The 25,965-nt window shown below is 45.1% G+C and carries 27 protein-coding genes; 8 read left to right on the top strand and 19 right to left on the bottom strand.

Annotation, left to right across the window (positions count from 1 at the left end):
• The 4 genes from R7E51_RS19140 to rmuC form a co-directional block, all read right to left on the bottom strand.
• Positions 1 to 791 (bottom strand): AarF/UbiB family protein (locus R7E51_RS19140; protein WP_318128313.1); only part of this gene is annotated, 791 nt, incomplete at its 3' end.
• Complete coding sequence (locus R7E51_RS19135) at positions 788 to 1,423, bottom strand: ubiquinone biosynthesis accessory factor UbiJ (RefSeq protein ID WP_005379213.1); 636 nt, start codon at positions 1,421 to 1,423, stop codon at positions 788 to 790. The genes R7E51_RS19140 and R7E51_RS19135, both read right to left, overlap by 4 nt.
• Before the next feature lie 11 nt (positions 1,424 to 1,434).
• On the bottom strand, positions 1,435 to 2,214 hold the full coding sequence (gene ubiE / locus R7E51_RS19130) for a bifunctional demethylmenaquinone methyltransferase/2-methoxy-6-polyprenyl-1,4-benzoquinol methylase UbiE (RefSeq protein ID WP_005379210.1): 780 nt from the start codon (positions 2,212 to 2,214) through the stop codon (positions 1,435 to 1,437).
• Between the two features lie 77 nt (positions 2,215 to 2,291).
• Complete coding sequence (gene rmuC, locus R7E51_RS19125) at positions 2,292 to 3,824, bottom strand: DNA recombination protein RmuC (RefSeq protein WP_025768292.1); 1,533 nt, start codon at positions 3,822 to 3,824, stop codon at positions 2,292 to 2,294.
• Between the two features lie 168 nt (positions 3,825 to 3,992).
• On the opposite strand from rmuC, the gene R7E51_RS19120 reads away from it, so the two are divergent.
• Together R7E51_RS19120 and R7E51_RS19115 are read left to right on the top strand one after the other, a co-directional pair.
• The gene (locus tag R7E51_RS19120) at positions 3,993 to 4,898 is read left to right on the top strand and encodes a DMT family transporter (RefSeq protein ID WP_206957970.1); all 906 of its coding nucleotides are present in this window, start codon (positions 3,993 to 3,995) and stop codon (positions 4,896 to 4,898) included.
• Between the two features lie 194 nt (positions 4,899 to 5,092).
• Complete coding sequence (locus R7E51_RS19115; RefSeq protein ID WP_025768290.1) at positions 5,093 to 7,540, top strand: EAL domain-containing protein; 2,448 nt, start codon at positions 5,093 to 5,095, stop codon at positions 7,538 to 7,540.
• Between the two features lie 18 nt (positions 7,541 to 7,558).
• On the opposite strand, the gene R7E51_RS19110 is transcribed toward R7E51_RS19115, so the two are convergent.
• The 4 genes from R7E51_RS19110 to R7E51_RS19095 are packed head-to-tail and all read right to left on the bottom strand — an operon-like array spanning position 7,559 to position 9,800.
• Positions 7,559 to 8,629 carry an AI-2E family transporter gene (locus R7E51_RS19110; RefSeq protein ID WP_025768289.1) on the bottom strand — a complete coding sequence of 357 codons (1,071 nt, stop codon included), beginning with the start codon at positions 8,627 to 8,629 and terminating at the stop codon, positions 7,559 to 7,561.
• A 45-nt stretch (positions 8,630 to 8,674) separates the two neighbouring features.
• A complete protein-coding gene (locus R7E51_RS19105) occupies positions 8,675 to 9,001 on the bottom strand; it encodes a hypothetical protein (protein ID WP_005379200.1) in 327 nt (108 codons plus the stop codon).
• Complete coding sequence (locus R7E51_RS19100; protein WP_005379198.1) at positions 8,991 to 9,503, bottom strand: phage holin family protein; 513 nt, start codon at positions 9,501 to 9,503, stop codon at positions 8,991 to 8,993. Before R7E51_RS19100 ends, R7E51_RS19105 begins: the two co-directional genes overlap by 11 nt.
• A gap of 48 nt (positions 9,504 to 9,551) precedes the next feature.
• Entirely contained in the window at positions 9,552 to 9,800 is a 249-nt protein-coding gene (locus R7E51_RS19095) for a hypothetical protein (RefSeq protein ID WP_005379196.1), read from the bottom strand.
• A gap of 361 nt (positions 9,801 to 10,161) precedes the next feature.
• On the opposite strand from R7E51_RS19095, the gene R7E51_RS19090 reads away from it, so the two are divergent.
• Entirely contained in the window at positions 10,162 to 10,599 is a 438-nt protein-coding gene (locus tag R7E51_RS19090) for a DUF2383 domain-containing protein (RefSeq protein ID WP_005379194.1), read from the top strand.
• Between the two features lie 155 nt (positions 10,600 to 10,754).
• The gene (locus R7E51_RS19085) at positions 10,755 to 11,153 is read left to right on the top strand and encodes a hypothetical protein (RefSeq protein ID WP_005379193.1); all 399 of its coding nucleotides are present in this window, start codon (positions 10,755 to 10,757) and stop codon (positions 11,151 to 11,153) included.
• A 201-nt stretch (positions 11,154 to 11,354) separates the two neighbouring features.
• On the opposite strand, the gene R7E51_RS19080 is transcribed toward R7E51_RS19085, so the two are convergent.
• From R7E51_RS19080 to R7E51_RS19060, 5 genes are all read right to left on the bottom strand, one after another.
• Positions 11,355 to 13,019 (bottom strand): diacylglycerol kinase family protein, encoded by a 1,665-nt coding sequence (locus tag R7E51_RS19080; RefSeq protein WP_053307270.1) that lies wholly within the window; start codon positions 13,017 to 13,019, stop codon positions 11,355 to 11,357.
• A 144-nt stretch (positions 13,020 to 13,163) separates the two neighbouring features.
• The gene (locus tag R7E51_RS19075) at positions 13,164 to 13,595 is read right to left on the bottom strand and encodes a hemerythrin domain-containing protein (RefSeq protein ID WP_017821107.1); all 432 of its coding nucleotides are present in this window, start codon (positions 13,593 to 13,595) and stop codon (positions 13,164 to 13,166) included.
• Positions 13,596 to 13,699: 104 nt separating this feature from the next.
• Positions 13,700 to 13,897 carry a hypothetical protein gene (locus tag R7E51_RS19070; RefSeq protein WP_017821108.1) on the bottom strand — a complete coding sequence of 66 codons (198 nt, stop codon included), beginning with the start codon at positions 13,895 to 13,897 and terminating at the stop codon, positions 13,700 to 13,702.
• Positions 13,898 to 13,905: 8 nt separating this feature from the next.
• A complete protein-coding gene (locus tag R7E51_RS19065) occupies positions 13,906 to 14,082 on the bottom strand; it encodes a DUF1328 family protein (RefSeq protein ID WP_005379177.1) in 177 nt (58 codons plus the stop codon).
• Positions 14,083 to 14,127: 45 nt separating this feature from the next.
• Complete coding sequence (locus R7E51_RS19060) at positions 14,128 to 14,679, bottom strand: BON domain-containing protein (protein ID WP_017821109.1); 552 nt, start codon at positions 14,677 to 14,679, stop codon at positions 14,128 to 14,130.
• 436 nt (positions 14,680 to 15,115) lie between these two features.
• Here R7E51_RS19060 and R7E51_RS19055 point away from each other — a divergent pair, with 436 nt between their 5' ends.
• Positions 15,116 to 16,459 carry a sigma-54 interaction domain-containing protein gene (locus R7E51_RS19055; protein WP_005382945.1) on the top strand — a complete coding sequence of 448 codons (1,344 nt, stop codon included), beginning with the start codon at positions 15,116 to 15,118 and terminating at the stop codon, positions 16,457 to 16,459.
• A gap of 93 nt (positions 16,460 to 16,552) precedes the next feature.
• Here R7E51_RS19055 and R7E51_RS19050 read toward each other — a convergent pair whose 3' ends face one another.
• The 3 genes from R7E51_RS19050 to ftnA all read right to left on the bottom strand — a co-directional run bounded on the left by R7E51_RS19050 (position 16,553) and on the right by ftnA (position 18,869).
• The gene (locus R7E51_RS19050) at positions 16,553 to 17,746 is read right to left on the bottom strand and encodes an NAD(P)/FAD-dependent oxidoreductase (RefSeq protein ID WP_005382944.1); all 1,194 of its coding nucleotides are present in this window, start codon (positions 17,744 to 17,746) and stop codon (positions 16,553 to 16,555) included.
• Positions 17,747 to 17,926: 180 nt separating this feature from the next.
• A complete protein-coding gene (uspB, locus tag R7E51_RS19045) occupies positions 17,927 to 18,250 on the bottom strand; it encodes a universal stress protein UspB (protein ID WP_005379169.1) in 324 nt (107 codons plus the stop codon).
• A gap of 91 nt (positions 18,251 to 18,341) precedes the next feature.
• Positions 18,342 to 18,869 carry a non-heme ferritin gene (gene ftnA / locus R7E51_RS19040; RefSeq protein WP_005379167.1) on the bottom strand — a complete coding sequence of 176 codons (528 nt, stop codon included), beginning with the start codon at positions 18,867 to 18,869 and terminating at the stop codon, positions 18,342 to 18,344.
• A gap of 282 nt (positions 18,870 to 19,151) precedes the next feature.
• Between ftnA and uspA the strand changes: the two genes are divergently transcribed.
• Both uspA and R7E51_RS19030 read left to right on the top strand, forming a co-directional pair.
• Complete coding sequence (uspA, locus tag R7E51_RS19035; protein WP_005379165.1) at positions 19,152 to 19,577, top strand: universal stress protein UspA; 426 nt, start codon at positions 19,152 to 19,154, stop codon at positions 19,575 to 19,577.
• Between the two features lie 64 nt (positions 19,578 to 19,641).
• A complete protein-coding gene (locus R7E51_RS19030; RefSeq protein WP_006741764.1) occupies positions 19,642 to 20,520 on the top strand; it encodes a carboxylate/amino acid/amine transporter in 879 nt (292 codons plus the stop codon).
• A gap of 69 nt (positions 20,521 to 20,589) precedes the next feature.
• Here the strand turns inward: R7E51_RS19030 and R7E51_RS19025 are convergent, their stop codons facing one another.
• The 3 genes from R7E51_RS19025 to R7E51_RS19015 form a co-directional block, all read right to left on the bottom strand.
• On the bottom strand, positions 20,590 to 21,141 hold the full coding sequence (locus R7E51_RS19025) for a hypothetical protein (RefSeq protein WP_206957972.1): 552 nt from the start codon (positions 21,139 to 21,141) through the stop codon (positions 20,590 to 20,592).
• A gap of 186 nt (positions 21,142 to 21,327) precedes the next feature.
• Entirely contained in the window at positions 21,328 to 22,107 is a 780-nt protein-coding gene (locus R7E51_RS19020) for a class I SAM-dependent methyltransferase (protein WP_170893616.1), read from the bottom strand.
• 89 nt (positions 22,108 to 22,196) lie between these two features.
• Entirely contained in the window at positions 22,197 to 25,322 is a 3,126-nt protein-coding gene (locus R7E51_RS19015) for an EAL domain-containing protein (RefSeq protein WP_053307269.1), read from the bottom strand.
• 113 nt (positions 25,323 to 25,435) lie between these two features.
• On the opposite strand from R7E51_RS19015, the gene asnC reads away from it, so the two are divergent.
• Entirely contained in the window at positions 25,436 to 25,900 is a 465-nt protein-coding gene (gene asnC, locus R7E51_RS19010; RefSeq protein WP_005389595.1) for a transcriptional regulator AsnC, read from the top strand.
• Positions 25,901 to 25,965 lie beyond the last annotated feature (65 nt).

Genomic DNA, 25,965 nt, shown 5'->3' with positions numbered 1-25,965 from the left:
TTCATATTGGTGCCATTTGCTTTCAAGCCTTCAATATCAGAGACTTGAATGCCATATATTCGCTCAGAAACCATGACAGTTTCATTACTGAAGTCGGGAAAAACTTCAGGAACATACAATTCTTCGCTGCCCTCAAAGTTGCGGCGCAACTGAATGGCATTCGCCGCCTCACGTCGCAAGTCGAGTTCATCAAGCAGGGTTTTCTCGTACTCACGCACGACTTCAACTGGTTTTAAACGACGTGCTTCAGGCATCGCTCCGGCGACTATACGCGCCATTCGGTGCATCAGTTTTAGATCTGAATCAATGACTGGGCGAATATCTGGGCGGATAACCTTTAATACCACTTCTTGGTTAGTGTCTTTTATGCGCGCAGTATGTACTTGAGCAATCGACGCAGACGCCAGTGGTTTGATATCAAACTCGGTAAACCATTTTTCTAACGGACCACCTAATGCTTGCTCCATCTGCTTTTTTGCCAACTCGCCATCAAAAGGCGCGACTTGGTCTTGAAGTAAAGCTAGGGGATCAGCGATATGCGGAGGAAATAAGTCACGGCGCGTCGACATCATCTGACCGAACTTAATCCAAACCGGCCCCAGCTCTTGCAGTGCTAAACGCAGACGTTCACCGAGTGGTTTTTCTGGGTGCTTGTTCTTAATCCAAAACAAGCTTTTGCGCAGTAAAAGCGGCGCTTTGGTCAGTTGGTGATCGGGAAGCAGCTCATCTAAGCCGTATTCCAGTTGTACTTTGGCGATGTGGTATAAGCGCTTTAGTTCTGCTGGCGTCATGGTTTCTCCAATGCAGGCTTATCTGCATCCAGCTTATTCAGCAAAGCCGTTAAACGAGCTTCAATGCGAGAAGCCTGGCTGCGAACCTCATCAACTTGGTCACAGAAATAGGCCACTTCTAACGGAGCGGGAGCCAGTTTCCATTCTTCAGTCACTACTTGCGCAAGATGACGCTGGTGTTTTTCTGCTTGAGACGCAAGAAAGTTGCCGATGTTTTTTGAACCTTGCACAAAGGTATGTGCGGCGACATCGCCAGTCACGCGAGACAACCACTCTTCAACATCTGGTTTGCAATCCACCATCAACTGAGAGAATTTCTGCGCCAATTGAATATCGCCTTCGAGTTCAAGTTTATCTTGTTTAATAAGACGAGTGATGTTGGCCTGATCGCGCAGCTCTGGTAACACACTCAAGTTGAGCGATAGATAGCAGTTAGGCTGCCCTTCGTAATGACCAAGCACATCAATTTGCTGACTAAAAACGAATGTCAGTGTTTTATTGATCTCTTTCAGGTGAACTTGAATAACTTGACCTTTTAGACGCGCTAAACGACGGCCCAATGCAGGGTCGTCTTTGATCAGTGTATTCAGTGACGTTTCAATCACAGCGGTGATAAGTGGTTCAAATGGCATGCCGTTAACCCTTAGAATTTATAACCGCGATGCAAAGCCACAATACCACCAGTTAAGTTGTAGTATTTGGTGTTTTCAAAACCTGCGTCTTGCATCATGCCTTCCAGCGTTTCTTGGTCTGGATGCATACGGATTGACTCCGCTAGGTAGCGGTAACTCTCTGAGTCATTCGCAACTAGCTCACCGATTCTCGGCAACAAGTGGAATGAATATGCGTCGTATACTTTCGATAACGGCTCTAGCACTGGTTTTGAAAATTCCAACACCAATAGACGGCCGCCTGGCTTCAGTACGCGGAACATTGAACGAAGCGCTTTGTCTTTGTCTGTCACATTACGCAAACAAAAACTGATGGTGATAACATCAAAATAATCATCAGGGAACGGCAGTTCTTCTGCGTTGGCTTGAACGTAATGCACGTTACCCACAATACCGTTGTCACGCAGTTTATCGCGACCAACGTTAAGCATTGAGTTATTGATATCGGCAAGGATGACATGGCCTTCATCGCCAACAATGCGCGAGAATTTCGCCGTCAAATCCCCCGTACCACCACCTAGGTCAAGAATACGCTGGCCAGGGCGAGCGCCACTACAATCGATAGTGAAGCGCTTCCAAAGGCGGTGAATACCACCTGACATCAGGTCATTCATGATGTCGTATTTTGTTGCCACGGAGTGGAATACTTCGGCAACCTTAGTCACTTTTTCGTCTTTTGCCACTGTAGAGAAACCAAAGTGAGTGGTTTCATTCTCTAACGCTGTATTGGATTGCAAACTTGTGTCCGTCATTCTAATTCCTCTTAGGCAGCGCTTTCCTCTACGGGGCGTTTGTTGACAAATAAAATCGCCCACTGCACTGCGGGCGATTAGTTTACTTTATCCTCAGCCGGATGTCTTTCTACTAACGGGTCATTTTCTGAAAATGCATCACTCTGCGCTAACTGCGCGAGGTCGGAAGAAATCGGTCGTTTAATTTCAACTCCCAAGTGTTTAAAGCTTTCGGCTTGGCGAATCACATTTCCGCGCCCTGTGGCAAGCTTGTTCATCGCACCTTGATAGCTTTGATTCGCCTTATCCAGCGCACCACCGAGCCCCTCCATGTCGTCTACAAACAATCGTAATTTGTCGTAGAGTTTTGTCGCACGCTGCGCAATCATTTTGGCGTTTTCATTTTGGCGTTCATTGCGCCATAGATTATCAATGGTGCGCAGTGCCACCAGCAACGTTGTTGGGCTCACCAAAATGATGTTTTGCTCCATCGCGTCTTTGATCAAACTTGGATCGGCTTGAATCGCGACTTGGAACGCCGGCTCAACCGGGATAAACATCAGAACATAGTCCAAACTCTGAATACCTTTGAGTTTGTGGTAGTCCTTCATGCTTAACCCTTTGATATGTGCACGTAGAGCGGCTAAATGCGCATTCAAAGCCTGATCGCGCTCAGCATCAGTTTCGGCGTTGAAGTAGCGCTCATAGGCAACCAGCGCCATTTTAGAATCCACAACCACTTGTTTGTTTTGTGGGAGATGAACAATGACATCAGGTTGGTAACGCTTGCCTGCTTCATTTTGTAAGTTCACCTGAGTCTGATATTCGTGCCCTTCACGCAAGCCAGATTCGGCAAGTACCCTAGCAAGCACCACTTCGCCCCAGTTACCTTGTTGTTTGTTGTCCCCTTTCAACGCTTGGGTCAAATTAACCGCTTCGCGCGTCATTTGCTCGTTCAAACGTTGCAGGTTTTTCAGCTCATGCACTAGGGTATGGCGCTCTTTAGCTTCTTGGCTAAAGCTGTCATTAACGTGCTTTTTGAACCCTTCTAACTGTTCTCTAAGCGGTGACAACAAGCCTTCTAAACTCTGACGGTTTTGCAAATCGACCTTCGCGGTTTTTTCTTCAAACAGTTGATTTGCCAAGTGCTCAAATTGTTGTTTCAAGCGTGCTTCCGCTTGTTCTAAAATTTGCAGTTTTTCGGCATTAGCTTGGTTAATTTGCTCATGGCGAGCTTGCTGTTCACGCAGTTGCGTTTCTAGACGTGATTTGTGTTCACGCATTTGACCAAGCTCATCAAAGTATTGCTGGCGCTCTTGCTTTACGGCCTCGAAGTAACGCAGTTTTTCCATAGCTGCCATCAGCTTTCCGTGCGTTTGACGCACTTCAAACGCGGCTTTATCGCGCTCATCATCTAATTCATCCAACTCTTTCTGGGCATCGGCAAGGCTTTGCTTGACCTGTTCAAGTTGCTGTTGATGAAGCTGTTTTTCTGAAACAAGTTGTTGCTCGAGAAGCTGAGTTTGGGTGATAAAACGCTGTTTCACCCACCAACCGGCAGCGACACCACTAAGCGTGGCAGCACAAAGAGAAGAGAGAATGAGAGATTGGTACTCAAGAATCCATTGCATAATAGCGAGTTAGCCTGTGTTTTGTATCTATAACAATGGTATTTAGACACTGGATAAATGTCCAGTTTGTTGGATGAAAAATCCTCGCATACACTAGGCCTTCCTATAATATTCTTTCTTCCGCTCAAATTATCCAAACCGAGCGGCACATCATCACGCAGAGGCATCATGAACGAGCGTCGCGCCCTAGGATTTGGGCTCTCAGCAGTATTACTTTGGTCTACCGTTGCAACCGCATTTAAACTCACGTTGGCAGAATTTACGCCGATTCAAATGCTATGCATTGCCAGCATCGTCTCTGCGATTGCGCTAACAGTAATCTGTGGTGTGCAAGGTAAACTGGGCCAGTTAAGCGCTACATTTTTCTCAAACCCTTGGTATTACCTACTGCTTGGGTTGATTAACCCTTTGGCGTATTACGTTATTCTGTTCAAAGCATATGACTTGCTGCCCGCATCTCAGGCTCAAGCGATCAACTACAGCTGGGCCATCACCTTAACGCTAATGGCCGCTGTTTTCTTAGGACAAAAGATCCGTGGTAAGGACTGGCTGGCTTGCGGTTTTAGTTATGTCGGCGTGATAGTGATTGCCACACAAGGAAATCTTTTAGGCATGGAATTTGAGAGCCCGTTGGGTGTTGGTCTTGCGCTGCTATCAACGCTGCTGTGGGCCGGTTACTGGATTTTAAATACCAAAAATAAGGCCGACCCTGTGGTTGGCGTTCTGCTCGGCTTTTTGGTCGCTATTCCATTCGCCATTGGTTTAAGTCTTTATGAAGGTGCGAGCTGGCAGATGATCTCAGCTAAAGGCTGGGCAGCGGTGACGTATGTCGGACTGTTTGAAATGGGGATCACTTTCGTTTTGTGGCTGAGCGCACTCAAATCAACGCAAAACACCGCGCGTATCAGTAATCTGATCTTTGCTTCTCCATTTATCTCACTCATGTTGTTAGCTACCATCATCGGCGAAGAAATTCATCCTTCAACCTTGATTGGCCTGGTATTGATCATCAGTGGCTTAGTCATTCAGCAAGTCTCATGGGGCAAGAAAACCAAAGCGGTAAACGCTTCTTAATCACCTATCCAAAGCCCTAAAAAACGATGCAATAAGTTGGATAAAAAAGAGATATAGATAACATTTTAATGATAGAAAGCACTTTACGCTGCTAGGATTTAGCTACGCGTTGGATACGATACTCACAAAGCCCAATAGCTTACGCTAGATTCTAATATAATTACCTTTGGGCGATTTAGGACTCGTTATTAATTATGTTTCGCTTCGCTATTCCTTCGCCTTTGATGGCAGACTGGCAACACGTTCTGCGACAATGCTGTGATGTAACTCAAGCTCAGGGACAGCTTTATACTCTGAGCGATACTCAGCAGTGGCTATCGACTGAGGTGTCCACCTCAACCCAAAATCATCGTGCTATCATCGATGTGATAACGCAAGTTGTCGATCACTTTACGCCGACAGATTTTACAGTTAGCCATACCCCCTTTGAAGAGCAAACCTTGAGCATTGGACCGATTTGGCTACCTAATGGCGAATTGCTTGCCGTACTGACACTGACTCACCCTAATGATCAATCAACGGTTGTTTCGGCATGGCTAAGCGCAATGGCGGGGCGGATCAGCTTTGATATCAACTTGCACTGGCAGCAAGAACAAACGCGACATCAAAGCGCGGAAATAAAGCCAACACCAACACTACAAGAGTTTATCGACTGCCTTGAAGACCACGTATGGATAAAAGGCATGGATGGTCTTTATTCGATGACCAACCGAAGCGTAGAAAATGCGTGGCAAAAAACCAACAGTGAAATCATTGGAAAAGACGATTTTGCTCTGTTTAGCCATGAACGTGCGGAAAAATTCATTGATGCCGATAAATTGGTGGTAGCCACGGGCACGCAAAATATTGTTGAAGAATGCCGTCAAATTGATGAAAACAATAACCCCACTTGGCTAGAAACCATTAAGTCTCCTGTCCGTGATCATGCGGGAAACTTAATCGGCATTCTGGGGATGACACGTAACATCACCCGCCGAAAAATGGTAGAAACGCAGCTCTCCTTAGCGTCCCAAATTTTCAACAATTCGCAAGAAGGCATGGTCATTACAGACCGCAATGCCAACATCATTGATGTAAACACGGCTTTTACCCAAATTACAGGCTACCGCTCTGAAGAGGTGATAGGAAAAAACCCACGAATTCTGCGCTCAGGCCATCATGATCAAGGTTTCTATCAACAGTTGTGGCATCAACTCGAAAACAAAGGCCAATGGAAAGGCGAATTCATCAACAGAAAGAAAGATGGCAGCATTTATCCGCAATTAGCGACCATTAGCGCCGTAATGGACGATAAAAACCACCTTATTAACTACATTTGTGTGTTTGAAGATATCTCTGTGCGTAAGGCACACGAAGAAAAGCTGCAGCGCATGGCTTTTTACGATCCATTAACCAATCTACCTAATCGCACCCATTTACTCAGCTTACTCGAACAACACATCGAAACCGGACACAAAAACCAGCAGACGTTTGCCACCCTATTCTTAGATATCGACCATTTCAAACACATCAACGATAGCATGGGCCACTTCTGTGGTGACCAATTGCTGTCTAAGTTAGCGATTCGTCTGCAAGATGTGCTTCACCTCAATGCGCATGTGGCTCGTATTGGCGGCGATGAATTTGTGATTATTTTGCCAGACATCCATAGTGATGTTGCCTTACTGGAAACCGTCGGCGATATTCTAAGCGTATTCCAGCAACCATTCGACTTGGCAAACCACGACTCACTTCGTGTCTCAACCAGTATTGGTATTGCCTTGTACCCAAGAGATGGTCAAGACAGTGAAACCTTACTGAAAAACGCAGACACCGCGATGTACTTAGCGAAGAAAAATGGACGCAACGGCTACGCGTTTTACTCACCGGATTTGACCGATAAATCCGTATCCCATGTACGCATTCAATCCGCTTTGCATCAAGCAATAGAAAAACAACAACTCCGGTTAGAATTCCAACCGCAATACAATTTGGAACAAAATACGATTGTCGGCGTGGAAGCTTTATTACGCTGGCAGCATCCAGAGTTTGGCCTTGTACCACCAGCAGACTTTATTCCAATTGCAGAAAAAACAGGGCTGATTCAAAGCATTGGTGAGTGGGTGTTACAACAAGCTTGTTTGCAAGGTAATGCTTGGCTGGACCAAGGCATCGAGTTTGGCAAAATCGCCGTCAATGTTTCTGCGTTGCAGCTTCAGCAGTCAAATTTCATTCAGCGATTAAGTACTATCCTCGATAACACCGGATACCCTGCCCAACGGTTAGATTTAGAGATCACAGAGAGCTTTTTACTGATCGACCCTCAACAAGCCATTTCATCGTTAAATCAATTACGAGAACTGGGTATTGAGATTTCTCTGGATGACTTTGGAACTGGCTATTCGTCTTTGTCTTACTTGAAAGGTTTGCCAATCAACAAACTGAAAATTGACCGCTCATTTGTCAGTGATGTCCCAAGTAATAGCGACAGCAACGCGATTGTGAATGCCATTATTGCCATGGGAAAAACGCTGTCGTTGAAAGTCGTCGCGGAAGGGATAGAAACTCGGGAACAAGCCGATTATTTATTCGAAAAAGGCTGTATTTATGGTCAGGGATATTTGTTTAGTCAGCCAGTGAGCGCTGAAAAACTGTTTCGTTGAACCAGCTTGATCCTCAAGTCACTCTCGCGGTGCCACGTCCGCGGAGGTGATTTGTTTTGCTTGATTTTGGGTTGATTGGCATAGCTCTAGACGATCAACCAAAATATTGATACAAACCAGCAACGGCACACCGATCAATAGTCCCATTCCGCCCCAAAGCCAGCCCCAAAAAACAAGCCAAACAAAAATCACTAACGGGTTTAAGTTAAACCTTTTCCCCAATAGTGTTGGTGTAACAAACTGACTTTCAATCAAATTGAGCAGTAAATAGATAGACACCACCGTCAGCATAAAACTGACCGACTCCAACTGAAGATAAGCAACAAAGCCAAAGCTCATCATGGATATGACAGGGCCGAGGTACGGCGCAAAATTCATCACGCCTGCAAATGCGCCCCATAGAAATGGATCTTCAAGGCCTAGAACAAAAAACACGGCCCCGACACTCAACCCCAGCCCAGCATTCACTAAAGTGATGGTGCCAATGTATCGAGATAGGTCTTTCTGTAGCGCTTTGACCAACTCAATCGCTTGGCGCTGTTTGGCGAACCCATGTAAGTAAGACACTGACTTTCGAAATAAGCTTCGTCCATGATTGAGCATAAAGTAAACCATAAACAGCACGATCATCGCTTGTGTCAAAATCGTCGGCGTAGTGGTCGCGAGCGTTTTTACCAAAGAAAATACGGTGTTGTTCCCGACCTCATCCATACTCATATCGTTGGCGATATTCAATGGAGTATTAAGGTGATCAGCCGAAGCTTTAGTAACTTCGCTTACTTCTTGCGACACATTTTTCACGATACTGGGCAGCTCAGACCACCATTGCTTGGCGGGCTCCGACATGGCGGCAAGACCAATAATTGAGGCGCCAACGAGGAATGACAGCGTCAACACGACGGTAATAGCACGTGGTAAGCCTTTGTCTTCAAGATAATTAATGAAAGGACTGCACAGCAGAGAAATAAAGGTGCTAAGCACAATAGGTAACAATATTGACTTGGCAAAATACAGCCCTGGGACGAGTAACAGGACGAGAAGCGTTGTACCAATCGCAGTGTTGGCAGGAATGTTCAATTTCGCTGTCATAATAAGCTCAGAATCGGTAAGAAAATTTTGCGGTGAAATCCGCTATTAGAGTGGTTCGCCCTCTGTCGTCGCAGCGTTGCTTACTTGTGTTGCTGCATTTCCATTTTGCTCCGCATCTGACTCATCCAGAGAAGCTGCCGCGACCGGCTTTGTGAGCGAATCGGTAATATCAGACACGCTGCTAACCAATAGCCCCATTGACGAAATAGAAGAAGTCAGTCGAGACAATCGACCTGCTTTTGCAGCGGTAACGGCAACGACAGCACTAATGCCTAATGTCGTCCAAGGGTTTTCTCTCACAAACTTCTTGGTGGTAAACGTGAACATTTCCATCGACAAACAGCATTGCTCTAGAGACGCTTTACCTTCCATCCGCTTGATCCGCATGGCTCGATTGAGCTTTTGTAGCGAGCGCATCCCACCCCTCCTGTAATTGTTCTGTCGTATTTTTGAATCCAAGAAATCCAACTAAACGCTTCTGCCACCAGGCTAAAGCAAATAATGCCAAGCCTAATGATGTGATAAATACACCCACGGCAACATATACGTTGGCAGTTAACTGATAAGCCACCACCCCAGAGGCAAGGCACAAACTGAATACGAACAATACCGACAATAGGGTAAAAACAACGGTACACAGCAAAATCTGACGCACTGCGGACACGTTAACTTTCATCTCCAAGAGGAACAAATCCAACGTTGAACCTGACCATGCTTTTAGCGATTTCGTCAGTTGGTCCAATTGCGCAAGAATGCTGCTCAAACCATTAATGGTTTGTTGGATATCCTGTTCTTCTGCCCCATCAGGGGCTCGGCCGCTGTCTGAAGCCGCCGAGCCTGATTGCTGATTGGTAACTTGCCCTGAGTTATTCATGTGAAGCCTCGCCTTTCTGTTGTGTGGCTTAATCCTTGGTGACCACTATTATTTGATCAGCTTCGAAACCGCCCAACCAGCAAGGAAGGCACAGCCTATGCTCAGCAATGGGCGCTCCTTGATTACATTTTCTGCCGACTTAGTCGCCTGCTGAACTTGCTGTGCACCTACATCCAGCTTCTCTTTGGCTTGGTCTTTCATCGCGCCAACAGCTTCCGTCGTGGCTTGCTCCGCTAAGTGATATGCTTCTTCTAACTGCTCTTGAGGTTTTACTGTGCTTTCTTTTGTAGTAGCCATAACTAGCCTCCATTAATGAGTTGAGTAGTGAATCAAGTGAAACAATGTTTGACCTCACTTACTCCCTACAAAGCCATATCCATGCCAGAATTTTAAGTTATTGTTTTTTATTGGTTTTATTTTTGTTTCGATAAAAAGCCGTATCTGTACGTGTAATTCTTTCCAGGCTTTCCCCGCCATTCTTGTAATTTTTTCTTAGCGCCTTACCGACTGTTAGCAAGTTATTGCAAAACAAGATATTAAGTCACTGATTAATAAGACTTAAAGTTCATTGGCATACAACCTGCAACTGAAGACGAAACATCGTGTTTGTATTCCATACGCTCAAACACCCCTATCACCAGTAAATAAGGAGTGGCATATGAAAAATGAAAACATCGCCTCAATCATTGAGCTTATCGAAAGCGGAAATGAAATTTACAACAAGGCCATCGAGAACATCGACAACACTTCTTTGAATAATGTGTTGGTAGAACTGCTCAGAGTACGTGAGCGTGCAGTCATTGAGCTCACTCCCTACTCTCTAGCAAGTAACAATGAAGAATCTGCCGACGACACTCCGGTTTCCTACACCATCAAGGCGCGTGAGGTCTACAGCGACGTGATGAAGGAAGTGTCCTCTGACAAAGAGTCAATGTATTTAGAACAGCTTGAAGGTGTCGAAAGCAAAGTACTCAAAGAGATTGAGAATTTGATTACTTCCCACCCAGAGCAGGCGGATAACTCGGTTCTGCTGAAAGTTCGTAGCGATATAAAAAGCTGCAAAGAAAAACTCAGCAGCATCAGCCTTATTAGCTAAAACCTGGTGGTCGCCTTTGCAATAAAGCTCGGTATTGAGCAAAGAACAAAGAAATGGCCAACTTGCTTTGGCCATTTCTGACAAGCCCACAGGCGCATTAACATAACCGTCACGAGAAATGTCCCACGACAATAATCACAAATAAAGAGGTCACTATGACATTGGATAACAATCGAGTAAGGGAGCTACTCGTAAAAATGACACACCATCGCCAAACGTGTTTGCCTCTCGTTAACCCGCAATCACATATGACACTCGCAAGAGCGGCATATCGATTCGTGAAAATAGAAAAAGTGATGATCAAAAAGATGGCGAAGCTGTTTTTCGACCAAGATGGTGAACAATTCATTGCAGAAAATGCCACCGAATACGGCGTTGCCGAGCTAGGTAATTACAAAGAAATGCATTTTATGAATAAATTACTGTTAGATGATTTAAAAGCCCTGCTTAGAGCCATTGACGACACCAACTTAACCGCACTTGTTTCTTATTGGTTAGCTGCTTTACAAGTTGAAAACGATGAAATTGAAAAGCACTTACCTCAGGGTGAGTAATTATACTCGCCCTTCTTTCTTCACTTTGTTTAACCCTCATCCCCAATCAACCTAGTAAAAGGTGCAGATAGACAAAAGCCGCTGCATCTACGCAGCGACCTTAATAGCCTTTTTACGACGCACACCAAATCATCAAACAACACAGAAAAAGCGCCATGTAGAATACGAAGCAAATGGCGCGTAATCCGCGGATTATCTGTGTTAAAGCGAAGCTGATTTACGTCTCTGGCTTGGAACAAATACGTTCAATGACTTTGGACGCAGCTTGATTGCCAGTTGCTCATCAGAATACAGTTCACCATCAATCACATACTCAATCGGTTTATTCGCAGAAATAGTGACGCTCTGAGCCGTCGCGTATTGAAAATGTGTCGATTCTTCCTGTGCGCCTACGCTCGTTAATGTCAGATCCGACAATGCGATAAGACGTCCGCCTAAAGACTCGGTGTTATCTAAATATGTGATATGCAGCTTGCCATCATCAGGCTGCGGCGCATCACCACCTTGGGCAAGCAACGTACTAAATGGAGCGATATTCGCAACGACAAAACTATGGACGTCAAGCGTTTGTGTATTCTTGTCGTGGTTTCCATCTTCAGTTGGAGCGTCTAACGATACGGTTAAAGCTTGCGTTTCTTCCGCCACTACAGCATTAAAAAAGCCGGTGAGGTAAGCGAGTTGTCCAAAAACATTTTTCTCTTCTCGCTGAGCGTGCTCGATCATTTTCTGTTCTAGCCCAATGCCTAAGACCAATAAAATAAGCCGCTGATTACATTCCGCAGTATCAATACGTTGGCAGTGTCCGCCAAGCAACGCTTCACACGCTTTTTCGACCGGTGAGAATTTTGCGCCAACGCCATAGAGCACATGACATAACGCATTGGCAGTTCCGAGCGGAACAATACCGAGTTTTAGGTCGGTATCCACCAATTGGCTCGCCACCTCTGTTACTGTGCCATCGCCACCAGCTACGATGATTTGCTTAGCTCCACTTTCTTTTGCCTGTTGTGTTAGCTGCTCGGCGCTGAGGTTTGTGGTGGTTTGATGAATACTCAAGCGATATTTTTTGGTTAGTTCACGAATCAGGTGCTGTTCGTTTTCCTCCCATTTTCCGCCACCTGCAACAGGGTTAACCACCATCCAAGTGGATTGATCCAGCCCCAGTACGCCTTTTTCACTGATCGCTCGTAACGTTCTAATCTGTAATTTATTCAATCTCGCGGTACTGCGTACGTCATTGATTTTTTTCATCACGGATTCAACCGTCAGTGACGGGTCTTTGCTCAGTAAATACGCCGCCACAACAAACACTGAACGACCACGCCCTAACGCACAATGCACAACCACTGCCCGCGAGCACGAGATTTGAGTATCAATCCAGTTAATCGCATGGCGAAGGCGCTCTAGCGTTGGGGCTTTGTGGTCGAGTACCGGAATCGAAAGGTAATGAAACTGCTTGTCGGTCATCGCGCTTTCAAGGCCTGCAAATTCTGCGGTGACATCGACAATACAAGAAATCTCATTGGATTCGAGAAAATCTAAGTCACTCTGAAACAAACGGCGAGATAGGTATAAATTGTCACTGACTTTTTGGATTGGAGGCACTGTATCACGCCGTCTTTCCCAGGCGTTATACGCTCTAGCCCCCAATAGAAATGGGATGAATGCCCAGCGAATCCACCTGACAATCTTGCCATCTTGGTTTTTTCTAAAAATAGAGGGAATGTCGAATACGTAGGCTACGCTGACCAACGCTAAAGAAAGCGATATCCACAAGAACAGCAGACTAACGATAATTTGAGGCGTATAGATAGCGGCCAATAAACTGATCAGAGCGCCAAGAATATAATATTTGATGATAAACATTCGCTCTCCTTGCCTTCAGCGAGTGCACTTTTTAGTGGAAGTTAGAATACGCGGGGGATTGAGCTTGGATACATGAACTTGAGTAAACGCCTTGATTGAGTGCCTTCCCGTGCCGAAATGGCACGAAAAGGTCCAACACTCTACCTAGCTTACCATCTCTTCAACATAACCATCCGCTAGTTTCATTTTCTGCTTATCGGTCATTACCTTACCGGCTAACTGGAAGAAACGCTGCTCTTCTTCCTCAAGATGGTGCAACACTTTGTGACGCAAGGTTTTCATTAGGTTGAGCCACGCTGGCGAGCTCATATCGGTTGCATCAAGCTGTGCAATCACTTTATCAATTTCATGATGCTCTGCGATGCCATGGCGAGTGAGATCAATGGTCTTATCGCTATCTATTAAAGGCGCGTAGAAAAACCGCTCTTCTGCCGCTGCGTGCTGTTCGAGTTCCTCTTTAAGGTTGTGATAAAACTCTTCACGAGCGGGGGAATCTCCAGACGTTTCCATCAGAGCATCGAGTAAAAGGCGTTGCTTTTCATGACTCTCTTTCAGTACATCAAATATGTTTTTCATCTTTGACTCCTTATCTGATTGTAAACAATTGGGACAAAAGGAAGGGCGGTTATTGACCGCCCCTCTCTTACATAGCTATGCGTAAAAAACCTAACCTGATTCGGCTAACAGTCTTGGTCTTCAGCGTTTAGATTTTCTTTAATGTTTTCACATTCATCTTCAATCGCATTTTGGGTTTCTTCGGCGGCTTCATCTATCTTTTTGCCGGCCTGTTCCATTGGCCCTTCTTCACTACAAGCTGCCAACGCAAACACCAAACCGAATACTGCGGCGATACGGTAAACAAATGACGTAAGTCGCATGGAATCTCCTATCTATTTACGTTTTTTCTTCCCAGCAGAACAATCACTATTGATACAATTAATGACAATAGGAATAGGTAAAATATCACTTGCGCGATAGAGGCAGCAGCTCCTGCAATACCGGTAAAGCCTAATAGTGCAGAAATTAGTGCCAGTGCCAGAAAAATAAACATCCAACGAACCATAGTGTTACCTCCTAATAAAAGTGGGTTAAATCACTCAGCTCGCTATTACTGAACCACTTCTAGCTTATCAATCACCTTATTTACGTCATTGGTGTTATTTGCAATTGAAATTGCAAGATCATGCTCCGCATCTGAATTAACTTTACCTGCCAACGTTACCGTTTTGCGTTCTGTCGTTACATCAATATCCGTACCACTCACATTGGTATCCATTAGTAGGCGCGTTTTAACTATAGTCGTGATTTTAGAATCGGTCAGTGTAGCTAAAGCTTCTGAATCAGTTTCTTTCTTGCCTTCATTCACTACTGACAATTCGTTGTTTACTTTTTTCACACCATCAAGACCAGTAACAAGCTCTTCGGCAAGTGATTTTTCAAGATCATTGTTTACCGAACCAGAAAGGGTAACGACCTGATTCTCAACATCGGTATTGATATCAAAAGAGTTGAGATTGCTGTTTAGCAGTAGCGTGGTTTCAGCTTTACCATCTAGCCAAGCGTCCATGGATTCTTTTTGCCATTTATCACTCGCTAAGACTGCTGTAGATGAAGTAGCAAGAACTGACGTAAGTACAATTTTAGCTGCGATGTTATTCATGGTAATTCTCCTTTATTGACGTTGCACTTCCCTAGGAGCAAACCATGTGCCAACTTTATAACTTATTGTTTTTAAGCAACTAATAAGGGAAAGAGGTAAAAATGAGATGAGCAATAAAGTATAAGCATGAATTATTTACACGTAATAAATGTAATTTTTAATCGGTGATAAAGCCTCCGTCACTTGTGCCTAAATAACCTGATAAAACAGAAAGGCTATTTCTCCAGAATCAATTAATAGCAAAATTATTATTTTAAATAAAAAAATCAGAACAAAAGGAAATATCTACTGATGGCTCTCACCGATATATATCAAAAAGGGGCTAACAACATAAAAATATCGAACAAATCCTTAAATCTATGCTGACAATATTTTGTCTTGTGAAGTGAGAATAATCCACGTACATTGTTTCTGTCATAGTAAAGAGGACATTTCTATGTCGATGCCAAGCCTGTTTCTAAGAATACAAGATCCATCACTTAAAAATGCCATCGCTTCTTGCCAGGAACTGAACAAATTTCGTCTGCATGACATCGATGCCGCAGACCAATGGATTGAAGATTTTCTACAACTCAAACCGGAAGTTGCGATTGTTGAAGTCGCCCACTTTACTAGTGCAGATTATCAACGTCTTTCTAATATCGAAGACATCTACGATATGGACTTGATCATCATTAGCTCAGGCGCTCCAAACGAGAACTTGGATAAACTGATGAACTTGGGTGCTATTTTTCACTACAGAAAGCCCGTTGATATTGCCATTCTGACGGACACCCTGAGCGAAGTCAGCCAGTACTATCAACACAAACAAGATCAAGGGCGTAAAGTGTCCACCAGCGATCTTGACCAATTTGGTCTTTTGGTCGGATCTTCCTCTCCGATGCATCAGCTCTATCGTATGATCAGGCGCGTTGCTAAAACAGAAGCCAACGTCCTTATTGTCGGTGAAAGTGGATCAGGCAAAGAACTGGTGGCGCAGACCATCCACTTAGCGAGTGAGCGTAAACAACAGCCCTTTATAGCGATTAACTGTGGTGCCATTAGCCCTGAATTGGTTGATAGTGAACTGTTTGGTCATGAGAAAGGCGCTTTTACCGGAGCAAATAAAACTCACCAAGGTGTATTTAAGCAGGCAGAGGGCGGCACACTATTTTTAGATGAAATCACCGAGATGCCTATCGAGCATCAAGTGAAGCTATTGCGGGTGCTAGAAACCGGAGAGTATCGCCCAGTTGGCAGTAATACAGTTCATATCGCTAATACTCGCATCATTGCTGCTACAAACCGTGATCCTAAAATCGCCATTGAGGAGCAGTTCCTGCGTGAAGATCTGTTTTTCCGGTTATCGCATTTCCCATTAACGATACCGCCACTGCGAGAACGAGGCGGTGATATCGTCGGTCTGGCCAAGCACTTTATCGCGCACCGCAACGCCAATGAGGCAAAAACCAAAACGATTCTTGACTCTGCGATCCAAAAAATCGCTGCACACGACTGGCCAGGTAATGTCCGTGAGCTCAAACACACGATCGAACGTGCATTTATTTTGGCTGATGACACCATCCGAGATGAACACCTTATCTTCGACACACCACCATTGGAAACAGGCACCAGCATCGAAGACCTTGTTCCGGCGGGCGTTTCGTTAGAAGAGCTAGAAAAAGCCGCCATTCTCAATACCCTTGAAGAGAATCAAGGTAATAAAACGGAATCAGCGCAGGAGTTAGGCATTAGCGTGAAAACGCTCTATAACAAACTCGAAAAGTATCAAGACGAGTAACTCGCTATGGGAATACAAAAAAAGCACTGAATAAAACTCAGTGCTCTTTTTGTATCTTATCTTTTATGCAGTTAGGCTGCGTTTGGTGTTTGATTAAACCCACTGCCCCGCAACAAAACCGCTCGACCAGCACCACTGAAAATTGTAGCCCCCTAGCCAACCAGTCACATCCATCACTTCACCAATAAAATAAAGCCCTTTAATGTCTTTGCATTCCATGGTTTTCGAGGATAAGTGATCAGTATCGACACCGCCGAGTGTCACTTCCGCAGTTCGGTAGCCTTCAGTGCCATTCGGGGCGATATCCCAATGCTCTAGACGCTCCACAATCGCCGCAAGCTCCTTTTGATTGAACTGTTTTAGCGGTTTATCGACTAGCTCTTTACGTTCAATTAAGACTTCAACCAGACGCTTAGGCAGCACTTTGGCAAGCGTATTCTTGAGTGACTGATTTGGATGCTTCTCACGACTGCGTTCTAATAACTCAGCAACATCATCGTTTGGCACAAGATTGATCAACACCTTTTGTCCGGCCCGCCAGAATGAAGAAATCTGTAACACTGCTGGACCAGATAACCCACGATGTGTGAACAACAGGGCTTCTTTGAACATGGTGCCATCTTCAGCCGTAATTTCCGCAGGTACCGCGATACCAGATAACTCAGCAAAGTCTTCTTTGTCTTCTTTATGCAGAGTAAATGGTACAAGCCCTGCCGTGGTTGGGATAACTCGAAGACCAAATTGTTCCGCGACTTTATAACCAAATGGTGTCGCTCCCAGTTTTGGCATCGACAAGCCACCTGTTGCGATAACTAAAGACTCACATTCGACAATCTCAGTACCAGCATGCAAACGAAAGCCTTCATCAATTTTTTCAATCGAATGAACATCGCATTGGTAACGCTGCTCGATGTTCGGCATGTCACACTCAGCTAACAACATCTTCACGATATCTTTGGCCGTAAATGCATCGACACAAAACAACTGGCCGTGATCACGCTCTTCGAACTCAATGCCATGTTTACACACCATCGAGATGAAATCCCAGTTAGTGTATTGGGAGAGCGCCGACTTAACAAAGTGCGGGTTTTGACACAAATAGTGATTAGCTGAAACGTCGTAGTTAGTGAAGTTACAACGACCACCGCCCGAGATAAGGATTTTACGTCCTGGCTTTTTAGCATGATCGAGCACCAAAACACGGCGGCCTCGCTTGCCTGCTTCTGCAGCACACATTAAACCTGCTGCGCCTGCGCCAATTACAACAACATCAAATTTCTTACTCATCGGTAGCTCTTAGACTGATTGGTATCGAATCAAAATAAAAAAGGATGTGCACATTGCACATCCTTGCTTTCTAGGCGCGACATTCTACCGACAAATACCGAAAGGGAAAAGCGCTTAAACTCTAAGCGCTCTGTATGTCCGCAAAATCTCAGACAGAACAACTATCTAGATTATTGACTCTTAGAGAATGAAGGCTGCAAGTAGCGTCACGCCGAGCAACGCGGTCGATAGAACAAACAATTCACGCACTCTTTCACACTTACCAGTAAAAATTTCATCGTGGTGATGATGATATTCTTTACTTTTAATGTAGTGATACAACCTCACCTGCTTGGTGACATTTCCATGAGTGGTAAAAAAACCATTACCATCAACTTGCTGATATAACAGCGGATGCGCTTCACGCATGATATAAATTAGAGAACGAAGAGCGGTGAGATACCGGACCATATTAACTCCAGTTACCACCATTAGCGCAAATAAGATTGTGTCTCCACTGATCATCTTTTCCTCCCTACATCTTCAACAATGCTCAAGAGAAAAAGACGATCAACACTTCGTCTTTACCCGCTACTTACAACGTCCCAAAACGCGTTTACGCAGCTGGAGCATCCATGATTGAAGATGAACCTTCTTTCGCCATTTGTGCTAGATCTTTGTCAATGAAGAACAACGCTTTACCGTCTTCACCTACCAGTTCGATCTTATCTAAAATCCCTTTAAACAACTTCTCTTCTTCGTGCTGTTCTGACACGTACCACTGTAGGAAGTTAAACGTTGAGTAGTCTTGGCTAGTAAATGCAACGTGCGCCAGTTTGTTGATTTTTTCCGTGATCATTTGCTCATGTTCAAATGTCTCGCGGAAAACGTCACCTAGGCTCGCAAAGTCATGCTTTGGCGCATCAATAGCGCCTAAGATTGGCATTGAGCCAGTTTCACTCACGTAAGTGAATAGGCGTTGCATGTGCTCCATTTCTTCTACGGCGTGAGCGCGTAAAAATTCAGCCGCACCTTCAAAACCTTTGTCTTCACACCAAGCACTCATTTGTAAGTATAGATTGGATGAGAAAAATTCTAGGTTAATTTGCTCATTCAATTGTTCGACCATAGTTTGAGACAGCATGTTAACTCCTATTATTGTGCATGCAATATACCCAAGTAACCTCGAAATAAATGACGCTGCGAGAATAGCTTGGTCTGGCAGACACGGCGAAGTTTCACTTCAACTCTAGTCAGTAACACTACGCTTATTTCAGCATATCAAAGTCACTTGGGTATAACGCCACTATAACATGATTACTGAGACAAGACTTTGTACCTACGGCACCGATATGAGATCACTTCAGCAAATTTTTTTTGGGGTTGGTGCTAATCTAAAACTATGACCTTACAAGGAGATAGCAATATGAGTTACAAACACATACTTGTGGCAGTCGACCTTTCAGACGACAGTAAAGTGTTGATTAAGAAAGCCGTATCACTGGCTAAACCTCTGGATGCGAAAGTCTCTTTTATTCACATCGACGTGAACTACGCAGAACTCTACACCGGGCTTATCGATATCAATATGGCAGAAGCGCAACATCAAGCAATGGAAGCATCGCGCACACAATTGGCAAACTTCGCAGAATATGCGCAATACCCAATTGCCCATACTTTAGTCGGTAGTGGCGATTTGAGTAATGAGCTGTGCGATACCATTCAAGACTACAGTATCGATTTGGTGGTTTGTGGTCATCACCAAGATTTCTGGAGCAAGATTCTATCTTCGACTCGACAGCTTATTAACTGCTCACCAGTCGATATGCTGGTCGTACCGCTAAAAGACTGATTGGCGCAACGATAAAACTTGGTTAGACTGCGGGCACATTTGTTGTTGATAAAGATTCTCATCCATGGCTTATCTATCCGCAGTTACCCTACTTTGGGCATTCTCATTTAGCCTGATCGGCGTTTACCTCGCCGGTCAGGTTGATTCTTGGTTCTCGGTGTTCATGCGCGTGGCACTGGCGAGCCTGGTTTTCATTCCCTTTTTGAAATTCCGTGGCGTTAGCAAATCCCTGATCGCGAAACTGATGACCGTCGGTGGCTTCCAGCTCGGTTTGATGTATTGCTTCTACTACCAATCTTTTTTGCTCCTTTCCGTGCCAGAAGTATTGCTGTTCACCGTATTCACACCCATTTACGTCACGCTAATCTATGACTTCTTGAAAGGTCGCTTTTCACCTTGGTACTTAGTTACCGCAGCAATAGCCGTATTTGGTGCCGCCTGGATTAAATTTGCAGGCATTAATGAAGATTTCCTACTGGGCTTTTTGGTCGTACAAGGAGCAAACCTCTGCTTTGCCATCGGTCAGGTGGGCTACAAATATATCATGGAGAGTGAGCCCGTCGATTTGCCACAACACACCGTGTTTGGCTACTTCTACTTAGGTGCACTTTGTGTAGCAACCGTGGCTTTCGCGCTCATGGGTAACCTAGACAAACTACCAACCACTGCAACGCAATGGGGTATTCTGACATACCTTGGTTTGATTGCTTCTGGTTTTGGTTACTTTGCTTGGAACAAAGGCGCGACCATGGTGAACGCAGGGGCACTGGCAGTAATGAACAATGCATTGGTTCCGGCGGGCTTGATTGTAAACATTGTGATTTGGAACCGCGATGTTGATGTCATGCGACTCGCCATTGGCGGTGCGATCATCATGCTATCCCTATGGATTAACGAAACCTGGGTGAAAAAGCGCGTCGAAATGAGCTACGCTAAGAAGTAACGCCATCGCTCCCAACACACATACCGACAATAAAAAACGCTCTCCAACTGGAGAGCGTTTTTTATTTGATTAATGCACTTTGGCTTGTGAGATTGCGTTCATCAAAGCATTAGGTGGCGTTGGCAGCAACACTTCTAGTTTGCGCTGACGCTTAAGTAACTTTTGTTGTTTTTTCGCCACTTTTAGCAACTTCTTTTGCTGCTTATAGTGCTTTTTCAGTGCTTTTTTCGCTTTCTTGAGCGATTTTTTATCCGCTAAATCAAACCATACTGGTGCGTCGGCTCTTACTGGCTCCGGAGATTTTTCGGCTTGTTTTTTCTCTTTCACACGCTCAACAACACGCCTCACAATCGCGGCTTTTTCGTCGCTTTGTTTAGTGGTCACTGGAATCGCTTGTGCTGGCAGAGCTTCAACCAATAAGCCACATGCTTGTTGCTCACTCAATGGCTTGTCTTGGCATTTTTGTGGAGGAATTGCGGCTGGCTTACAAAGGGTATCTTTGGCCGATGAAGAGCGTGCGCAAGAACGACAAACGAATTTTGGTGCGACAACTAAACGATGGATATCACCAAGTTCTGCCGCGATCTGTTTGCGACTCATTTTACATAAACGTTTAGCCATTCTACTACTCCAACTTCCCAGTTATCGACCGCATCACAACAAGTGAAATAATAATAATTCTTAGTTAGATATACAGTCAGGGAAGGGTATTAGCAAGAGAAAACTATCAATAGAGACGAGGAAAGAGAGGCTGAGTCACAGCACGACACACCGTACTGTGACAAGAAAAGTTGAGCCGTCAGGAAGTTATGCCATCGATGCTTTAACGTAGACATCGAAGCGATTTTTTTTCGTTTCAATCGCCATGGTCGGTTTTTTCTCGTTCAGCCAGTTAGCATAGTCTGGGCGTTTAACTACTACGCGTTTTGTGGCTAACGCCATGGCAGGATCTAGCAAACCATCGGCGTCCAAATCGGCGCCAACCAACGATTGGAAAACGCGCATCTCTTTTTTTACGAGCGCCGATTTCTTCTTGTTTTCTGGGTGCGGATACATAGGGTCGAGATACACCACATCTGGCTGAACAAAGTCTTTATCTTGCGCCAATTGTTCCAACGCATCATGGCTAGAAGCATGGATTAGCGACATGCGCTCAGATACCCAGGTGCCGATTTCTGGGTCTTGTTTCGCTCGATCCAAGCCATCATCTAACAAAGCCGCTACGACTGGATGACGCTCGACCATCTGCACTTTACAACCTAGCGAGGCGAGCACAAACGCATCACGACCAAGACCTGCCGTGCCGTCTAACACGGTTGGCGTTGCCCCTTTGTTCAACCCCGCAGCTTTCGCAATTGCTTGGCCTTTACCACCACCGAACTTGCGACGATGACCGACCGCACCACCAATCAAATCCACAAAGATTGCACCCAGCTTTGGCTCATCCACTTTACGTAGCTCCAAACGCTCGGTGGTTAGCACCAAAGCAAAATCGCTATCGTCAGTGTGAGAAAGCTGCCAACGCGCAGCGAGTTCATCAAGATGAGATTGTTGAGACGGGTTTTCACAGATCAATTGCAGTTGCAAAAGGAGGCTCCAATAAAAATCGAGGTAACTGGCGCTGAGTGTATACCTAAGTTACCTATTAATGCTAGGTTGAGCTTGCTACGCAGAGGTTATACAGCCGTCAGTTGCTCCACTAGCTCAGAAAGCGGCTTAGGATGGCCAATACCGTAGCCTTGGCCGTAGTCCACACCGAGGTCTATCAAATGCTGCATGACCTGGTCATTTTCGACAAACTCCGCCACCGTCACTTTGCCGAGCTGTTTCGCCAAGTCATTGATTGAACGAACCATCACGCGGTCCATTTCATTTACGTTGATATCTTGCACGAAAAGACCATCAATTTTCACGATATCGACAGGAAGTTTCTTTAAGTAACCAAATGAAGACAATCCAGATCCGAAATCATCCAATGCAATCATGCAACCCAAAGACTTTAGCTTGGTAAACAGCTCAATGGCTTGATCCAGATTGCTCATCGCCGCTGTCTCGGTGATTTCTAAGCAGATTTTTTCACACGGCAGAGTCGAACTTTCCAATCGCTCCAATAAGAAGTCAATAAACTCTTGATTCCCCATAGATTGACCTGAAAGGTTTATCGAACAGCGACCAAGCTGTTCAACCACCTCAGGACGCTGTTCAAACCACTCTAGTGTTTGAGTAATAACCTGCTTATCAATCCAATGGGCAATGTTGTAGCGCTCGGAAGCAGGGATAAACAGCGCAGGAGAAACATAATCACCGTACCCATTGCGAATACGCACCAAAATCTCAAAATACATTTGAGTCTCGTGCTTTTGTAAACTTTTTATCGGTTGAGCAAACAGTTCTAAACGTTGATTCGACAATGCCTCATGCACCAAATTGACGCTCTGCATTTCCATCTGACGACGCTGCAACTCTTCGTTATCTAAGCTGAATAGATTATAGCGGTTACGGCCTTGCTCTTTAGCGGCGTGACAAGCAGAGTCTGCTTGAGCGTGCACCATTTGTGGCGTATCAGCGGTATGATCGATGATACGGATACCAATTGAGCAACTGATGAACAGGCGTGTGTCTTCCCAAATAAAGAGGTGTTCGCTTAGTGTCGAGATGATCAGTTTGGCAATATTGATGGCGCCATATTCGTCACAGTCTTTGAGTAACACCGCAAACTCATCGCCTCCCATTCGAGCCAAGATGGAATTGTACGGCAGAACGCCTTCCAGCATACTGGCGCAGAATTGAATCGCCGCATCACCTGCATCATGCCCAACCGTATCATTGAGGACTTTTAGTTGATCTAAGTCGAGGTACAACATGGCGTGGACTCGACGATGGCTGTCCACTTCGCACAGTGCGGTCTTAAGCTCTAGTTCAAAATGGTTTCTGTTGTAAGTCCCCGTCAGTAAGTCATAGCGAGCTTGGTATTCCAATTTCTCGGAGAGCAGTTTGGTTTCGGTAATATCTTCGCCCACAATCAGCAGTTGCTCAGATTCACTCAGCGGACGAATATTCTCGCGCACCCAAACACGATGACCATTTGCATGACGATACTCGACTTCACGTCGCCAAACACCATGCACTTGCTGGTTGGGTTGCAATAACACTTGGCGAGGGAACAGCACTTTGTCATCAAAATAGAACTCCCTCAGGCGATGTCCGAGCATGTCCATCGGTTTGTAGCCAAGAAGTAGTTGAGCAAATCGATTCACTTCTTGAATTCGGTTATTACTATCAAGCGTCACCATCATCACGGGCTGCTGCTCATAATAGTTGCGTAGGGTTGACTCACGTTGGTAGAGCTTGTCCTCCATCAATTTACGACTGGTAATATCGCGCGCTTCAAACAAGTATTGCTTATGATTCCCTACTTGCTGAGAAAAAGGCTTGAGCGAAACTTCTAATACCAAGGCGCCGTGTTCTTTACTCCAAATTTCAGCTTCAAACGTCGACACTTGATGGTGAGGCGCATGGAAATACTCCTCTAGCAGCGCTTGGGCTTTCTCACTCCAGTTGGGATGAAACCAAAGTGGTCGGTCTAAACGCAGTCCTTGGTGATAAAGTAAGGATTGAAGGTGATCGTTGCCCGATTTAAGCACACCGTTGGCATCCAAAATGCCCATATACTGCATGCTCTGATCGAAAATCGATTCTAGAATAGCCTGGCTTTCTCGCGCAGCGCTCTCACTGCGACGCATCCGCTGTAAATAATAACCCATCAGCAAAATGACCACCGACATCACCACAAACAGACTACCAAACAGGCGAATTTCCTTGGCAAAACGTTCAGAAAGCTTCATTGGCTTATTAAAAAATACCGCAGAAACCTCTTGTTCAGCCCCCAATCCCCAACGCGCTACCGCTTGGTAATCGAGCTTTATTTCAGAATCACTTTTTTTCACCGCAGGCAGAGGCTGATCAGGGTTATCCAAAACGAACTCAAGCATCTCTGCGCTCTCAATACCATGCCGATAACCACTTTGAATAACCCCTCCAACTGCGCCATGACCCAAACCAATGTCATGCACCATAAACAGCGGCGCGTTTGAGACTTTGTTGACACCAACCCAGTCACGCTCGCTGCCAACCATACCTTGTTTATCTCGGTAATAGGTCCAGAACAAGACGACTTTATCGGAACTCAGTTTTGCGACTTGTTGTTTTAGATCGATGATGCTGTCTGGGACAAGTTGTACGATTTTGTCTCGATATTGCGGGAACTTGAGGACAAAATTGTCGATTTGATAACGCAACACCTCACCGGTCACCGAGTGGTCACTGACGATGAGAACTTGTGTGTAGTTCGGATGTAAGCGCTCAATAAGAGCGAGATTCGCTTCCAAATCGACATCTTCCATGACTCCGGTTGCATTCAGAGAACGATGTAAAGAAGGATGGTAGTTATTAATGCCGTTAAATATAACTGGGGTGTCTTTGATGATTGGGGCTAAACGCTGCATGAGTTCAAGTGCATTGTTATCGCTCACTAAAATGGCATCGAATCGCTCTTTGCGTAATTTCGTAAGGTACAAGGATTTTAGTTGTGCAAAAAACTGCTCACTCTGGTTACGTTTCGAGTCTAGATAGAGCACACGCATGTCCAGCGCTCGATCGCCCAGCTGTTGCTCGATGCCTCGCTGTATGGAGTCCGTCCAGAAAAAACCCTGATGATAGGAGTGCACGACCAACACCTTCGGATCTGAGGCCGTAGCAAACGCGCTCCAACATAGCGCGGCAATAACCAGAAAACGCTGCACATTATCTCCATAGCTCGGAGTTAACCCGCAGTTACTCCTGCCAAACCTTGTGAATCCTATCCGCTATGAGTATAAAAGGGAGGTAAAACTCTATCCCTAACGGAAATCATAGTATGAATGCGAGCCTGCCGAAACTCGACGACCTTGACCGCGCAATATTAAAAACACTGATGGCTGACGCCAGAACGCCCTACGCAGAAATGGCAAAGCAGTTCGATGTCAGCCCTGCCACTATCCATGTGCGTATCGAGAAGATGAAGTCGGCTGACATCATCGAAGGAACGGAGGTGATCATCAATACCAAAAAGCTTGGCTACGATGTGTGCTGCTTTATTGGTATTAACCTCAATGCAGCTCGTGATTACCACTCCGCGTTAGAAAAACTCAACGCGCTCGACGAAGTCGTTGAAGCTTACTACACCACGGGCGCGTATAACATATTCGTCAAATTGATGTGCAAATCGATTGAAGAGCTGCAATTTGTACTGATCGACAAGCTGCAAGCCATTGATGAGGTTCAGTCCACGGAGACATTGATATCGTTGCAGAACCCGATCAACCGCAACGTAAATCCGTAAAATTTTTTATAAAAAATGTACAAAAAAGGCCAACCGTTCGGTTGGCCTTGATGTTTTTTGCTCAA

Source organism: Vibrio sp. Vb1166, assembly GCF_033338695.1.
Taxonomy (GTDB): Bacteria; Pseudomonadota; Gammaproteobacteria; order Enterobacterales; family Vibrionaceae; genus Vibrio; species Vibrio alginolyticus.
Note: the sequence above shows the minus strand (reverse complement) of the source record. Positions and strands in the feature narration are given on the sequence as shown.

Coding starts and splice junctions, on each gene's coding strand:
- R7E51_RS19135 (WP_005379213.1), bottom strand. CDS start 1,423: ATGCCATTTGAACCACTTATCACCGCTGTGATTGAAACGTCACTGAAT.
- ubiE (WP_005379210.1), bottom strand. CDS start 2,214: ATGACGGACACAAGTTTGCAATCCAATACAGCGTTAGAGAATGAAACC.
- rmuC (WP_025768292.1), bottom strand. CDS start 3,824: ATGCAATGGATTCTTGAGTACCAATCTCTCATTCTCTCTTCTCTTTGT.
- R7E51_RS19120 (WP_206957970.1), top strand. CDS start 3,993: ATGAACGAGCGTCGCGCCCTAGGATTTGGGCTCTCAGCAGTATTACTT.
- R7E51_RS19115 (WP_025768290.1), top strand. CDS start 5,093: ATGTTTCGCTTCGCTATTCCTTCGCCTTTGATGGCAGACTGGCAACAC.
- R7E51_RS19110 (WP_025768289.1), bottom strand. CDS start 8,629: ATGACAGCGAAATTGAACATTCCTGCCAACACTGCGATTGGTACAACG.
- R7E51_RS19105 (WP_005379200.1), bottom strand. CDS start 9,001: ATGGAAGGTAAAGCGTCTCTAGAGCAATGCTGTTTGTCGATGGAAATG.
- R7E51_RS19100 (WP_005379198.1), bottom strand. CDS start 9,503: ATGAATAACTCAGGGCAAGTTACCAATCAGCAATCAGGCTCGGCGGCT.
- R7E51_RS19095 (WP_005379196.1), bottom strand. CDS start 9,800: ATGGCTACTACAAAAGAAAGCACAGTAAAACCTCAAGAGCAGTTAGAA.
- R7E51_RS19090 (WP_005379194.1), top strand. CDS start 10,162: ATGAAAAATGAAAACATCGCCTCAATCATTGAGCTTATCGAAAGCGGA.
- R7E51_RS19085 (WP_005379193.1), top strand. CDS start 10,755: ATGACATTGGATAACAATCGAGTAAGGGAGCTACTCGTAAAAATGACA.
- R7E51_RS19080 (WP_053307270.1), bottom strand. CDS start 13,019: ATGTTTATCATCAAATATTATATTCTTGGCGCTCTGATCAGTTTATTG.
- R7E51_RS19075 (WP_017821107.1), bottom strand. CDS start 13,595: ATGAAAAACATATTTGATGTACTGAAAGAGAGTCATGAAAAGCAACGC.
- R7E51_RS19070 (WP_017821108.1), bottom strand. CDS start 13,897: ATGCGACTTACGTCATTTGTTTACCGTATCGCCGCAGTATTCGGTTTG.
- R7E51_RS19065 (WP_005379177.1), bottom strand. CDS start 14,082: ATGGTTCGTTGGATGTTTATTTTTCTGGCACTGGCACTAATTTCTGCA.
- R7E51_RS19060 (WP_017821109.1), bottom strand. CDS start 14,679: ATGAATAACATCGCAGCTAAAATTGTACTTACGTCAGTTCTTGCTACT.
- R7E51_RS19055 (WP_005382945.1), top strand. CDS start 15,116: ATGTCGATGCCAAGCCTGTTTCTAAGAATACAAGATCCATCACTTAAA.
- R7E51_RS19050 (WP_005382944.1), bottom strand. CDS start 17,746: ATGAGTAAGAAATTTGATGTTGTTGTAATTGGCGCAGGCGCAGCAGGT.
- uspB (WP_005379169.1), bottom strand. CDS start 18,250: ATGATCAGTGGAGACACAATCTTATTTGCGCTAATGGTGGTAACTGGA.
- ftnA (WP_005379167.1), bottom strand. CDS start 18,869: ATGCTGTCTCAAACTATGGTCGAACAATTGAATGAGCAAATTAACCTA.
- uspA (WP_005379165.1), top strand. CDS start 19,152: ATGAGTTACAAACACATACTTGTGGCAGTCGACCTTTCAGACGACAGT.
- R7E51_RS19030 (WP_006741764.1), top strand. CDS start 19,642: ATGGCTTATCTATCCGCAGTTACCCTACTTTGGGCATTCTCATTTAGC.
- R7E51_RS19025 (WP_206957972.1), bottom strand. CDS start 21,141: ATGGCTAAACGTTTATGTAAAATGAGTCGCAAACAGATCGCGGCAGAA.
- asnC (WP_005389595.1), top strand. CDS start 25,436: ATGAATGCGAGCCTGCCGAAACTCGACGACCTTGACCGCGCAATATTA.